Raw genomic sequence first — 12,915 nt, 5'->3', positions numbered from 1 at the left:
CAGGCCGGCAATCAGAGATGATCGGCATCGATCACCGCCTGAGCGAACGCCTGCGGTGCTTCTTGCGGCAAGTTATGACCGATACCGCCGCTGACAAGGCGGTATTCGTACTTGCCGGTGAAGCGTTTGGCGTAGGCCTCGGCCGGTGGATGCGGTGCGCCATTGGCGTCGCCTTCCAGGGTGATGGTCGGCACGCCGATCGAGGGGAATGCCGCCAGTTTTTTCTCCAGCGGATCGTATTGCGGTTCCCCTTTGATCAGCCCCAGACGCCAGCGGTAGTTGAAGATCGACACGGCGACGTGATCCGGGTTCTGCAACGCGGCGGCGCTGCGGTCGTAGGTCGCATCGTCGAAGTTCCATTTCGGCGACGCCAATTGCCAGATCAGTTTCGCGAAGTCATGGGTGTTTTTCTCGTACCCCAGACGGCCGCGCTCGGTCGCAAAGTAGAACTGATACCACCACTGCAACTCCGCCGCCGGCGGCAACGGGGTCTTGCCGGCGTCCTGGCTGCCGATCAGGTAACCGCTCACTGCCACCAGCGCTTTCACCCGTTCCGGCCAGAGCGCGGCGACGATGTCGGCGGTGCGTGCACCCCAGTCGTACCCGCCGAGCACAGCCTGCTTGATGTTCAAGGCGTCCATGAAATCGATCAGATCCTTCGCCAGCGCCGAGGGCTGGCCGTTGCGCACGGTTTTGGCCGACAGAAAGCGCGTATCGCCATAACCGCGCGCATAGGGGATCAGCACCCGATAGCCCTTCTGCGCCAGTGCCGGGGCCACGTCGGTGTAGCTGTGAATGTCGTAGGGCCAGCCGTGCAGCAGGATCACCACCGGCCCATCGGCGGGGCCGGTTTCCGCGTACGACACGTCCAGCAGTCCGGCCTTGACGTGTTTCAGCGCGCCGAATGAAACGTTGCTGCCGGCGGTAATTGCGTCGATCTTGCCGGCGGGCACTTCGGCGGCGCTGGCGTACGCCGAGGCGATGCCCAGCGCAATCGCCAGCATCGAAACGGCGAGCACGCGCCGGGATTGAGTTACAGCGTTATGGTCAGTCATACCGAGTCTCCCTCGTGAACCGCCGGGCGGCGGTTCCGGGCTTTGGTTGAAGGGCTTGCGTTGAAGGGCTTAGCGTTGAAGGAATTGCCGATTGAAGGGCTAGCGCGCTGCCTGAGCCGCGGTTTTCTGCGCAGCCGCGCGCAGTGGCCGGAAGGCTTCGCGCAGTTCTTCGCTGAACAATTGCGGTTGCTCCCATGCCGCGAAGTGACCGCCCTTGCCGACTTCGCTGAAGTAGGCGAGCGATGGATAGGCACGCTGCGACCAGACCTTGGGGGCACGATAGATTTCGTGAGGGAACACGGTGATCGCCACCGGCACCTTGATGTCCGCGGTCTTCTGCGCGGCGGCACTGAAGTTATTGTTGTTGTTCTCCCAGTAGAAACGAGAGGACGAGGCGCCGCTGTCGGTCAGCCAGTACAGGCTGATGTCATCAAGCATTTCATCGCGGCTCAGCACCTTCTCGGGCTGACCGTCGCTGTCGGTCCAGGCGGCGAATTTTTCATACATCCACGCCGCCGTACCGGCAGGCGAATCCGCCAGCAGATAACCGATGGTCTGTGGTCGAGTCACCATCATTGCGCCATAGGCCGCGTTGCGTCCGAAGAATTTGCTGAGCGAGTTGAACGCCGTCAGTTCCGGGCCGCTCAGCCCTGCCGGAGCGGGGTCTCCGCCATTGATCGGCTTGACCAGTTCCGGTGGCACGGTGGCGGGCATGTTCAAGTGAATGCCCAGCAAACCGGGCGGTGCCAGACGGCCCAGCGCATCAGAGATCACTGAACCGTGGTCGCCCCCCTGAGACACATAGTGGGTGTAACCCAGGCGTTTCATCAGCACATCCCAGGCCTTCGCCACCCGGTCCGGGCCCCAGCCGAGTTCGGTCGGCTTGCCGGAAAAGCCGTGACCGGGAATCGACGGAATCACCACGTCGAACGAATCCTCCGCCTTGCCGCCATAGGCCACGGGATCGGTCAGCGGGCCGATGGTCTTGAGGAACTCGAATTGCGAACCCGGCCAGCCATGGGTGAGGATCAGCGGCATCGCGTTGGGGTTGCGTGAGCGCACGTGGATGAACTGGATGTCGACGCCATCGATCGTGGTCACGAACTCCGGCAAGGCGTTGAGTTTCGCCTCTGCCTTGCGCCAGTCATAACCGCTGCCCCAGTACTTCACCAGGGCCTCGACCTGGGCCAGTTGCACGCCCTGGGACACGTCGTTGACCGTTTCCTTGTCGGGCCAACGGGTGTCGGCGATGCGTTTGCGCAGATCAGTCAATTTCGCTTCATCCACATGAACGTGGTACGGGCGAATGGCTTGCGACTGATCGGTTGTCGGGCCGGTGGCCCAGGCGCCGCCGCTGCCTGCCAGCACGGCAAGGCCCAGGGCCCCTCTTCTGATGGCTGACGCCAGGCAATGGCGCCATGTGGAACCGCACGTAACCGCAACCATGTTGGATCTCCTTGTAGTCATTATTCGAAAGGCATCGCCAATCGGATCAGACCACCCCGCCACCCTCGCAGCGATTACACGATGGTGTCGGTCGATACCTTGGTATGAGGCGCAAAATCGCGCTCGAATTCAGCAGCGGTTAACGGGCAAAATGCGGCGGGGATACGGCTCGGCGAGCCGGCCCATTCGAATGACCTGGCAGAACAAGGATTGCGGATGCGTGGGGAAACAGCGCTCGAACGCCCGTGCGGCACGTCATCGACCACTTCGCAGTGGTGGGTGATCGGGCTGTGCATGCTGTTCAACGTGATCGACGGGCTGGACGTGATGGCCATGGCCTTCACCGCCAGCCGGGTATCAGCGGAGTGGACGTTGAACGGTGCGCAAACGGGCCTGTTGTTGAGCGCCAGCCTGGTCGGGATGGCGCTCGGTTCGCTGCTGGCCGCGCCCAGGGCCGACCGCTTCGGGCGCAGGCCGTTATTGCTCGCCGGCCTGCTGCTCGGCGGCCTGAGCATGTTGCTGTCGTTCTGGAGCCAGAATCATCACGTATTGATGCTTTTGCGACTGTTGACCGGCATCGGCACGGGGGCGGTGCTGGTGGGGGCGAACGTGCTGACGTTCGAGCACGCCAGCGCGCAGCGGCGCAACCTGGCCATCGCGTTGCAATCCCTCGCCTTCGCCATGGGCGCCAGCCTGGGCGGGGTGCTGGCTCACGTATTGAATGATTTCATGGGCTGGCGGTATGTCTTTCTCGCGGGGGGTTGTATCACGCTGGCGGCGGCGTTGGCGGGCGTCTTCTGGCTGCGAGAATCGCCGTCATTTCTGGCACTTGAACGCCGCGGGCCTGTCACGCCAACGTCGCCAGACAATGCCGGCCGACCGTTTTCGCCGGGGCAGTGGCAACAGACCACGTCGCTGGCGCTGGCACTCTTTCTGTTGATGTTCTGCTTTTATTTCGTGATGAGCTGGACCCCGAGTCTTCTGGTGCACAACGGTTTTACCGATCGGCAAGGCGCCCGGATCGGCGTTCTGCTGGCGTCGGGGGGCATGCTCGGCGCCCTGTTGCTGGGACTGGCGGCCAATCGGTATGGCTGCCGGCGATTGTCGTCGGGTTTCCTGCTGCTCAACGCCGCCCTGCTGCCACTGATGGTGCCGGCCTCGCACGTGCCCGGTCTGGCCGCGCTCGTGGCCGTCACGCTTGGCCTGATGCTCAACGGTGCGGTCGCCGCCCTGTATGTCCTGGCCCCTCAGGCGTTCTGCACGTCAGTCCGTACGACCGGCGTCGGCGTGGTGCTGGCGATGGGGCGCCTGGGGGCGATCATTTCGCCGATAGTCGCCGGTTTTCTGCTGGATGCCCGATGGACCGCGCAAGAGCTATTCACGTTCTTCGCCGGCAGCCAGCTGTTGGCAGCGCTGCTGATCTGGCGTGGCACTAAGGAACAATGATCAGCTTGCCCGTCGTATTGCGCGACTCGATATCGCGATGGGCCTGCTGCGCGCCGTCCAGTGAATAACGCTGGCCGATGAAGGTTTTCAGTTTTCCGGTGCTGACCCACGCAAACAGTTGCCGGGACTTTTCCAGCAGGAGCTCGCGGTTGCGCACGTAGTGCATGACCGAGGGATACGTCAGCTTGATACTGCGCGGCACGCTGAAGATATCGATCGGCGGGATCGGGTCCATGAACAGCCCGTACAAGGCCAGGGTGCCGAAATGGTCCAGCAGGCTCAACGATTCGGCGAAGCCCTCCGCACCGGTGCCGTCGTACACCACATTCACTCGCTGCCCCTCCGTCAGGCGCATGACCTGTCCGGCAATGTTGTGCGCGCGCCCGATCACTACGTAGTCAGCCCCGGCCGCGAGCACCGCCTCCAACTTGTCGGCCTGGGACACCCGGCCAATGACCTTGCCGCCCCGCAGTTTGATCAACTGGGTCAACATCAGCCCCACGCCCCCCGCCGCCGCGTGCACGAATGCCACATCGCCCGGCTGGATCGCATGCACCTTGTCCACCAGATTGCTGGCGGTCAGGCCCTGCATCATCAGGCTGGCGGCGGTGGCGAAGTCGATCTCGTCCGGCAACGGCACCAACTGGCTGACCGGGGCGATCACCTGTTCGGCGTAGCTGCCCGGCACGTAATGCCAGGCCACGCGGTCACCGACAGCGAATTCCTTCACCTGCGGACCGGTGGCCAGAACGACACCGGCGCCTTCCGCCCCCGGCGTCAGCGGCAGCCCCCAGGCAGCGCCGAGGCCGCGACGAACACCGGTGTCCATGAAATTGATACCCGCCGCCATGACCTTGACCAGGACTTGTCCGGGTCCCGGTTCAGCCAGTTGAATGTCTTGCACCGTCAAGACTTCGGGCCCGCCAAAGGCCTGGATCACGACTGCTTTCATTAGTGTTCTGCCCTGCCACAGGGACGACCTGCCCTGCTGCCGTTCGGGTGGCAGGAGCGCGGACGTCACGTTGTCTGCATTCAATCGTCGGAAGACGTTGAAACCAGCGCCAAGGGTGGCCGGGTGGTGTATCCGCGCAGTTTCGCGAACAGGCTCATTTGCATGCTTGTGTGGCTTGAGGGGCCGTAGATACAGTGGCTTACAAAAGCCCCGGGCGGTCTGTGATGCGCATCGCAATGCGTGACGGCGGCCGATATTCGCGGAAAGCGACACCAAAGTATGATGGGCGAGTGCCATCAGAAGGCGCATCTTTGTTCAACGGTGACTGCACAATGAGAATCGACATGGCGAACGAGCGGGAGCGCGTCATCGAAGACGGTCCAGGCCACGTCAATGACAGGGGCCTGCCAATGCCTGAGGCCGACTCGATCATCGACAGCATTCCGGCCATGGTCGCCTTCATGACACCGTCCGGTGAGCTGGAGCAGGTCAACCGGCAAATCCTGGACTACATCGGCATCCCCCTCGATGAACTGAAAAACTGGCAGGCCAGCGACACCCTGCACCCGGACGATCTGCCATCGGTCAGCGCGGCGTGGATGCATTCGGTCAGCACCGGCACACCCTACGATATCGAGCATCGGATTCGGCGCGCCGATGGTGTCTATCGCTGGTTTCATGTGCGCGGCCTGCCGGTCAGGAACAGCGAAGGCACCATCACTCGCTGGTGCGTGTTGCAGGTCGATATCGATGAGCGCCGGCGGGACAAGGTCTTGATCGCCAAAGCTCTCGCGGAGGTCAGCAGCTCGGAGGAACGCCTGCGCGGCATCATCGATGCCGTCCCCGGGTTCGTCTGGAGCGCTTCGCCCGAAGGCAGTGTCGGATTCGTCAACCGGCGGTGGTGCGATTACACCGGCATGTCGCTTGAAGAGGCGTGCGGCGATGGCTGGGTGGCATCGATCCATCCCGACGACGCTCCCGGACTGGGCGGTTACTGGCAGGCGCTTCTGCACTCGGGCGATGCCGGTGAGTACGAGGCCCGCCTGAAGCGCTTCGACGGCATTTATCGCTGGTTTCTGATCCGCGCCGTGCCCCAGCGCGACGAGGCGGGCCGGATCGTGCGCTGGTATGGCGAAAACACCGACATCGAAGACCGCAAACAGGCGGAAGCCTTTCTGGCCAAGGCCCGTTCCGAACTGACGCATCTGGCCAGAGTCGCCAGCCTGGGCGCAGTCACCGCGTCCATTGCCCATGAGGTCAATCAGCCGCTGGCCGGCATCATCACCAACGCCAGCACCTGCCTGCGGATGCTCGGAGCTGATCCGCCGAATGTCGACGGAGCCCTGGAAACCGCACGCCGCACCATTCGCGACGGCAATCGGGCCGCCGATGTGATCAACCGCTTGCGAGCGTTGTTCTCGAAAAAAAGCATCACGATTGAAAACGTCGACCTCAATGACGCCGCACGGGAAGTCATCGCCATGCTGCTGGGCGAGCTGCAACGCAACGGCGTGGTGCTTCATCCTCGATTCGCCGAGGCCCTGCCGCCGGTCAGGGGCGACCGGGTCCAGCTTCAACAGGTGATCCTCAACCTGATCATGAACGCCGTCGAGGCCATGAGCAGCATCACCGATCGCTCCAGAGACTTGATCGTCAGCACCGGCCAGGAGCAAGACCGGAGCGTTTATCTGGCGGTGAAGGACAGCGGAACCGGGGTCGATCCACAGGACATGGAACGGATTTTCAATGCCTTCTACACCACCAAAAGCTCGGGCATGGGGGTCGGTCTGTCGATCAGTCGCTCCATTATCGAACACCACGACGGGCAACTCCGGGCCTCTGCCAACGACGGCCCGGGTGCGACGTTCGCCTTTTCAATCCCGTATGCCGACAACCGCGAGGCCTGTGATCGCGTCATGGAGAATCACTGATGGGTAAGTACTTGCTCGTATCGGTTGTCGATGATGACGAGTCGGTTCGTGAATCGTTGCCTGACCTGATCAGGGAGTTCGGATTCGCTGTCCAGGCGTTCGCATCGGCGCAGGCGTTTCTGGCGTCGCCTTATCTCGGCCTGACCGATTGCCTGATTCTCGATGTGGCCATGCCAAGTATGTCCGGGCCGGATCTGCACAAGGAACTGCTGCGGCGCGGCTATCGCATCCCGGTGATTTTCATCACCGCTCACGCCGACGCCAGCCAACAGGCAAAGCTGTTGAACACCGGCGCGGTGGAGTGCCTGTTCAAGCCTTTCAGTGAAGCGCAACTGATCAAGGCCCTGAGCGCTGCCCTGCCCCTCGACTGAACGCGAAGCGGTAAAGAAAAGGAATCGACATGTTGAACTCGAATCACACAGTGTCCCCCGGCCACGGAGCATTGCCGATGAGTGATGTCACGCCTGTGGTATTCGTTGTGGATGACGACGTCTCCGTGCGCGAGTCGCTGGAGCTGATGATCCGATGCGCCGGCTGGCAGCCACGACTCTTCGAATCCGCGCAGGATTTTCTCGCCGAGCCCCGCGCGCGGGTACCCAGTTGTCTGGTGCTGGATATCAACCTGCCGGACTTGAACGGCCTGGATCTGCAGACGTCACTGGCTGACGAGCGCTACAACATGCCGATCATCTTCATCACCGGGTACGGAGACATTCCGCGCACGGTGCGAGCCTTGAAAGCCGGTGCGGTGGAGTTTCTGACCAAACCGTTCAACGATGATGAGCTCCTGACCGCCATGGGCGATGCGCTCGAAGGCAGCCGTGCGGCTCTGGAAGGTGAAAAAGCCCTGCGTTCCGTGCTTGAGGCCTACAAGACCCTGACGCCCCGCGAACAGGAAATCATGGCCGCAGTGGTCAGCGGTCGTCTGAACAAACTGATCGCCGCAGACCTCGAGATCAGCGAGATCACGGTCAAGGCCCACCGAGGCAAGGTCATGCGCAAGATGAAAGCCCGCTCGCTGGCAGATCTGGTGAAAATGGCGGCGCTGATCACCCCCGCGTGACGCGAAGGCTTTGCCAGAGGTTTTCCAGCCGGCGCAGGTCAAGGGTGTCGAAGCCCTCGGAAACCTGCTCGCGACACGCGCCGAGCAACGCCTTGGCCTGCTCCGCCCTTCCCTGTTCCAGCCAGAGCCTGGCCAAATCCATCGAAGTCCTCAGCTCCCATGCCCAGGCCCCCTGATCGCGGCTCAGCGCGATGGACGCCTCAAGCAGGGTCGTGATGGCCTGGATATTTTCGCCATTGATTTCCTTGAGAATTCCGGCCTTGATCCGCAGCAGTTCCGGTAACGCAAAGGCGTCGCCGCTCTGACGACAGTGATCGATGGTGCCGTCGACCAGCACCAGCGCCTTCGCATGTTGCCCGCCCAGAATCAGGCCCTCGGCCAGCGCGATTTCAAACGATGTCGTAAGCAGTTCGTAGCGCATGCCACGCAGCCGCGCCAGGCTTTCCTCCAGCAGCGGCACCGCATCGCCGGGCTGTTCGGCGCGGATCGCAATCGCCGCCCGCAAGCCTTGGGCGGCGGCAATATAGGGGCCCAAAGCATTGGTCTCGGCCACGGCACTGAACCGATCAAGGCTGGCGGCCGCCTTCTCCAGATCGCCGGTCCAGATGTAGATGCACAGAATCCAGACCATGGCGATGCAGTACGTGACCGGATGCTGCAGCGCCGACGCTTCGGCTTCTATCAGCTCGGCCCAGTGTCGGGCCTGATCGGGAAAGCCCTGCAACCACAGCGAACGGGCCAGTGCCAGCCCGGTGCGATTGCGGTGATCGAAGCCGTAGTAGATGGTGTGGCTGGGATGGGACGGCAAGCTGTTGCGCAGCGAGCGCTCCAGCTCCTGCCGCGCCAGACGCTGATCGCCCAGCAAATGATGGGAGATGCCGGTCAGCGATGAAGCAATTGCGATGGCCGCCGGCTGATTCAGGAGGTTGCCGACCACGGCTGCCTGCTCCGCCCACGCCAGCGACGAAGGGAAATCACCAATGCGTTCGTAGAAAATCTGCAAGCGGCCAAGCAGCCTCAACTGCGAGCCGTGGTCAGCCAGCGCAACGGCGATGTCCAGCGCCCGGAGCAAGGCCTTCTCGGCCGCTTCGCTGTTGCCCTGAGTGAACATCAGCACCAGCCCGAGCGCCGCCTGCAGTTCCATTTCGGTCGACGTGCCGTAGTACCCCAGTTCGAGCAGTTCCACGGCCCGGGCACACCAGGTCCGGCACTCGACCAGCAAGGAAAAATGCAGGAACAGAGGTGCACTCGCCGCTGCCAGGGGCAACGCCAGGCCCGGATCGCCATGGGGCCCGAAGCTCCACTCCAGCGCACTGCGTACGTTGCCCAACTGACTGGCAAGGCGTGCAAAGTTGCGGAAAAACTCATCGGGCGAGGTGCCGGGATGGCCCAGCAGATCCATGTAATACGCCGCATGCCTGAAGGCCAGCGAGTTCACTTCGGCGTCACCCCGGGTCGCCAGTTTTTCCCGGGCATAGGCGCGTGTCATCTCGAGCAGCCGATAGGAATCCGTCGAATCACTGTGATCGACCGTGACCAGCCCCTTGCACACCAGATCATCGAGGATCGCCGCCACCGCAGGGCCTTCGGACTGGGACTCGGCAACCACCTGGGACGCCGCCTCTTGAGAGAACGGCCCGACAAACACCGACAACCGCTCCAGCGCCAGACGCTCCGGCGCCGATAACAAGTCGTAACTCCAGTCGAGCATGGAACGCAGCGTCTGATGCCGCGGTACTGCCGTCCGGCGCCCCGACCAGCCCAGTGAAAACCGCTCGCCGAGCAAGGCGTGCGTGGCTTTCAGGCCGTGGCTGGCGACCCGCATCGCCGCCAGTTCGATCGGCAGGGCCATGCCTTCCAGGCGCTGGCAGATGTCCGCGATCATTTGCCCGCCACCCGCCTCCAGCAGCAACGCCGCGTTGCTCGACGACGCGCGCTCGACAAACAGTTTGATCGCTGCGAATGCCAGCAGCTCCTGAGTGGACAGGTGCCGGGACTCGCGAGGAAACTCCAGCGGATTGAGCCAATGCACGTATTCGCCACGCACCCGCAACGGCTCGCGACTGGTGGCCAGAATGCCCACGTCGGGCGCGCTGTCGCTGATCTGTTCCAGAAGGGTCGAAACGGCGTCGATCAGGTGTTCGCAATTGTCGATGACCAGCATCAGCCGCTGTTCGCGCAAATGCGCCAGCAACACGAACATCGGATCTTCGGCCTGTACGGCGATTTCCAGCGACCGGGCCAGTGCTGAAGGCACCAGCGTGCTGTCTTCCACCTGGGCCAGGTCGACGAAGCAGACGCGTTCGTAACCCTGGGCGGCGATGCGATGCGCCACCTCGATGGCGAGGCTGGTCTTGCCGACACCACCGGGACCGACGAGGCTGAACAACCTGGGCTGCTGCAGGTGATCGACGACCAGTTGCAGGTCGGTTTCACGACCGATCAACTTCGCCCGCGGCGGCAGGCTGCAAGCGGCCCTGAGATGCCCGGTCTCCATGGGCGTCGGCTGAACCCCGGACAGTTGCCTTTCCAGCGGCGCCACAAAGGCATAACCCACACCCACCTGGGTCGCGATATAACGCGCGTGCTCCTCGCCATCCCCGAGAATCCGCCGCAGGCCCGTCATGTGAAAGCGCAGACTGCCTTCGGCGACCACGCTGTCGGGCCACACCTTTTCGATCAAATCGTATTTGGACAGCACCCGCCCCGGCTGCTCGAGCAGGGCAATCAGCAGATCCAGCGCCCGACCGCCGATCTCCACCGGCACCTCGTTTCTGGTCAGCAGCCTTTTACCTGGAACGACGCAAAACGGCCCGAACACGAACCGGGTCATGAGTGATTCATGCAAAGCGTCTGGAATAGACTCCACGAGGGGCGATCTCACTGGGAAACGAAGGGGGCCTCGCCGGTTGCAAGCCACAGGCGCAGGCCCTTTGCATCATAGGAGTTTTGCACGGTCGTTCAAGCCTGACGCGTGCGGAGTGAGAACTTCAGCCGGTAATTTCGGCGCCTATGTTCGTAGCCCCCTTCGTTCGCAAATCGATGCCTGCGTCGAACGTCAGTCGCGATAGCGAGCAGCCGACTCACTGCGCGACAGATCAGGCATCAGCTTCTGGCGCGCCGCCTCGTAGGCATTCCAGTCGGCGATTTCAGGAAGAGCCGGAATGGTAACGAACTCGCCTTGGTCGAGGCCGGACAGCGAAGCGTCCACCATATCGTCCGCTCGCATCACAATCGCCTCCGGAAGATGCTCCAGCGGTGTCCCGGCCACGCTCCAGAATTCGGTGGCCGTCGCGCCGGGCAGCACCACCTGGACCCGGACATTTTTGTCCGCCAGTTCGTGACGCAAGGATTGGCTGAACGCCAGAACGAAAGCCTTGGAGCCGCCATAAACACCGTTCAACACCTCCGGGGCGATGGCCACGATCGAGGCGATGTTGATCAGCGTGCCGCCGCCACGGGCGACAAAGCCTGGAACGGCCGCGTAAGTCAGGCGCATCAGCACATTCACATTGAGTGTGAGCAAGTCGTCGAGCTTGTCGACGTACGATTCCAGCAAGGGCTGAGTCGCGCCAACCCCGGCATTGTTCACCAGCAGAGAAATATTGGCGTCCGTTTTGAGGCGATCTTCGACCCTTGCCAGATCGGCCCGATCGGACAGGTCGGCAGCCAGAACTTCAACGTGGCGGCCGGTTTCTTCATTCAGGCGCTTGGCCAGGACATTCAGGCGATCGCGATTTCGCGCGACCAGGATCAGGTCATGGCCACGGAGGGCCAGGCGTTCAGCGTAAATGGCACCGATGCCGGACGAAGCGCCGGTGATCAGGGCGGTGCCGAGGCGGGATTGAGTCATGTCGAGTCTCCAGGGTTGTGGGAAGTACTGGAGAACAGGATGCGACGGCTTGGCCATATCTCAAATGACGTATATGGTATGGATTCAGGACATCCGAGAAATCACCATGCATCGCATCGGCTACTTGCTCACCGACGGTTTTCAGGTGCTCTCCCTGGCGACTCAAGCCGTTTTCGAGTTCGCCAATCAGATCGCCGAAGCGCCCTTCTACAGCATCGAAAACTTCTCGCCGGACGGCGGCATGGTGCGCTCCTCACTGGGGCTGGCCATGGAAACCCGCCCGCTCGAGGCGCCCGGACTGGCCGACACCTGGATCGTTGTCGGGGTCAACGATCCGGAAAAAACCGACACAGCCTCCGCTGTGCTCGACTTCGTGCGTCTGGCCGGCAACCAGGCACGGCGCACCGTCGGCATCTGCACCGGCGGCTTCATCCTCGCCGAAGCCGGCCTGCTGACCGGACGCCGCGCCACAACCCACTGGGCCTACGCGCAGGCCTTGCAGAAACGTCATCCCGAAATCAGCGTCGACGTCGACCGCATCTATATCGTCGACGGCTCCTTCTGGACTTCGGCGGGCATGACCGCCGGCCTCGACCTCGCCGTCGGCATGGTGGAAAAGGACCTGGGCGCCGACGTCGCCCGCTCGGTGGCGCACAAACTGGTGATGCACCAGCACCGATCCGGCGGCCAGTCGCAGCACTCGGAAATGCTCGACCTCGCACCCAAATCCGACCGCATCCAAAGCGCACTGAACTATGCACGACAGCATTTGAGCCGACCGCTCAGTGTCGAAGAACTGGCCAGCGTGGCACACCTGAGCCCTCGCCAGTTCACCCGCATATTCAGCGCAGAAACCGGACAGTCCCCCGCCAAAGCCATCGAAGGCCTGCGCCTGGAGGCCGCTCGATTGATGATCGAACAAAGCCGACACTCCCTCGATGTGGTCGCCAGCGAATCCGGTTTTCGCGATCGGCGCCATATGCGGGAAGCGTTCATTCGAGGATTCGGCGTGCCTCCGCAGGCGGTGCGGCGGGATGCGCGGCAAGTGGTGGGGAAAGTGTAGATATCGCGGACTGACGAGACCTCCCCTTTGCTAGAACGTTGAGAGGTGCAGGAAAAAAGAAAAATGGCCGAGGTCGTCAGTGACACCTGACAACCTCGGCCATTTT

10 protein-coding genes are annotated in these 12,915 nt (G+C 62.6%); 5 read left to right on the top strand and 5 right to left on the bottom strand.

Annotated features, from left to right (window positions below; translation table 11 throughout):
• Positions 1-11: 11 nt before the first annotated feature.
• Both IF189_RS11585 and IF189_RS11580 read right to left on the bottom strand, forming a co-directional pair.
• Positions 12-1,055, bottom strand: coding sequence for an alpha/beta fold hydrolase (locus tag IF189_RS11585; protein WP_192553337.1), 1,044 nt, complete (start codon positions 1,053-1,055; stop codon positions 12-14).
• 99 nt (positions 1,056-1,154) lie between these two features.
• Complete coding sequence (locus IF189_RS11580; protein ID WP_192553336.1) at positions 1,155-2,501, bottom strand: epoxide hydrolase family protein; 1,347 nt, start codon at positions 2,499-2,501, stop codon at positions 1,155-1,157.
• Between the two features lie 216 nt (positions 2,502-2,717).
• On the opposite strand from IF189_RS11580, the gene IF189_RS11575 reads away from it, so the two are divergent.
• A complete protein-coding gene (locus IF189_RS11575; protein WP_192553335.1) occupies positions 2,718-3,947 on the top strand; it encodes an MFS transporter in 1,230 nt (409 codons plus the stop codon).
• Here IF189_RS11575 and IF189_RS11570 read toward each other — a convergent pair.
• The gene (locus tag IF189_RS11570) at positions 3,934-4,899 is read right to left on the bottom strand and encodes a quinone oxidoreductase family protein (protein WP_192553334.1); all 966 of its coding nucleotides are present in this window, start codon (positions 4,897-4,899) and stop codon (positions 3,934-3,936) included. The two genes, IF189_RS11575 and IF189_RS11570, sit on opposite strands and share 14 nt — an antisense overlap.
• A gap of 344 nt (positions 4,900-5,243) precedes the next feature.
• Between IF189_RS11570 and IF189_RS11565 the strand changes: the two genes are divergently transcribed.
• The 3 genes from IF189_RS11565 to IF189_RS11555 all read left to right on the top strand — a co-directional run bounded on the left by IF189_RS11565 (position 5,244) and on the right by IF189_RS11555 (position 7,893).
• Positions 5,244-6,830, top strand: a complete 1,587-nt coding sequence (locus IF189_RS11565) for a PAS domain-containing sensor histidine kinase (RefSeq protein WP_225739959.1) — start codon at positions 5,244-5,246, stop codon at positions 6,828-6,830.
• Complete coding sequence (locus IF189_RS11560; protein ID WP_192553332.1) at positions 6,830-7,201, top strand: response regulator; 372 nt, start codon at positions 6,830-6,832, stop codon at positions 7,199-7,201. Before IF189_RS11565 ends, IF189_RS11560 begins: the two co-directional genes overlap by 1 nt.
• A gap of 77 nt (positions 7,202-7,278) precedes the next feature.
• Positions 7,279-7,893: a response regulator transcription factor gene (locus IF189_RS11555; RefSeq protein ID WP_134827209.1), complete on the top strand. Its 615-nt coding sequence runs from the start codon at positions 7,279-7,281 to the stop codon at positions 7,891-7,893.
• Here the strand turns inward: IF189_RS11555 and IF189_RS11550 are convergent.
• Both IF189_RS11550 and IF189_RS11545 read right to left on the bottom strand, forming a co-directional pair.
• Positions 7,880-10,762: an ATP-binding protein gene (locus IF189_RS11550; RefSeq protein ID WP_192553331.1), complete on the bottom strand. Its 2,883-nt coding sequence runs from the start codon at positions 10,760-10,762 to the stop codon at positions 7,880-7,882. The genes IF189_RS11555 and IF189_RS11550 overlap by 14 nt on opposite strands.
• Before the next feature lie 189 nt (positions 10,763-10,951).
• Complete coding sequence (locus IF189_RS11545; protein WP_192553330.1) at positions 10,952-11,746, bottom strand: SDR family NAD(P)-dependent oxidoreductase; 795 nt, start codon at positions 11,744-11,746, stop codon at positions 10,952-10,954.
• 106 nt (positions 11,747-11,852) lie between these two features.
• Between IF189_RS11545 and IF189_RS11540 the strand changes: the two genes are divergently transcribed.
• A complete protein-coding gene (locus tag IF189_RS11540; RefSeq protein ID WP_192553569.1) occupies positions 11,853-12,809 on the top strand; it encodes a GlxA family transcriptional regulator in 957 nt (318 codons plus the stop codon).
• Positions 12,810-12,915 lie beyond the last annotated feature (106 nt).

The sequence above is a fragment of the Pseudomonas sp. IzPS59 genome, from assembly GCF_014863505.1.
GTDB classification, from domain to species: Bacteria; Pseudomonadota; Gammaproteobacteria; order Pseudomonadales; family Pseudomonadaceae; genus Aquipseudomonas; species Aquipseudomonas kribbensis.
The sequence above is the reverse complement of the archived record's forward strand: the minus strand, read 5'-3'. Positions and strand labels throughout refer to the sequence as shown.

Coding starts and splice junctions, on each gene's coding strand:
- IF189_RS11540 (WP_192553569.1), top strand. CDS start 11,853: ATGCATCGCATCGGCTACTTGCTCACCGACGGTTTTCAGGTGCTCTCC.
- IF189_RS11560 (WP_192553332.1), top strand. CDS start 6,830: ATGGGTAAGTACTTGCTCGTATCGGTTGTCGATGATGACGAGTCGGTT.
- IF189_RS11570 (WP_192553334.1), bottom strand. CDS start 4,899: ATGAAAGCAGTCGTGATCCAGGCCTTTGGCGGGCCCGAAGTCTTGACG.
- IF189_RS11545 (WP_192553330.1), bottom strand. CDS start 11,746: ATGACTCAATCCCGCCTCGGCACCGCCCTGATCACCGGCGCTTCGTCC.
- IF189_RS11585 (WP_192553337.1), bottom strand. CDS start 1,055: ATGACTGACCATAACGCTGTAACTCAATCCCGGCGCGTGCTCGCCGTT.
- IF189_RS11565 (WP_225739959.1), top strand. CDS start 5,244: ATGGCGAACGAGCGGGAGCGCGTCATCGAAGACGGTCCAGGCCACGTC.
- IF189_RS11575 (WP_192553335.1), top strand. CDS start 2,718: ATGCGTGGGGAAACAGCGCTCGAACGCCCGTGCGGCACGTCATCGACC.
- IF189_RS11580 (WP_192553336.1), bottom strand. CDS start 2,501: ATGGTTGCGGTTACGTGCGGTTCCACATGGCGCCATTGCCTGGCGTCA.
- IF189_RS11555 (WP_134827209.1), top strand. CDS start 7,279: ATGAGTGATGTCACGCCTGTGGTATTCGTTGTGGATGACGACGTCTCC.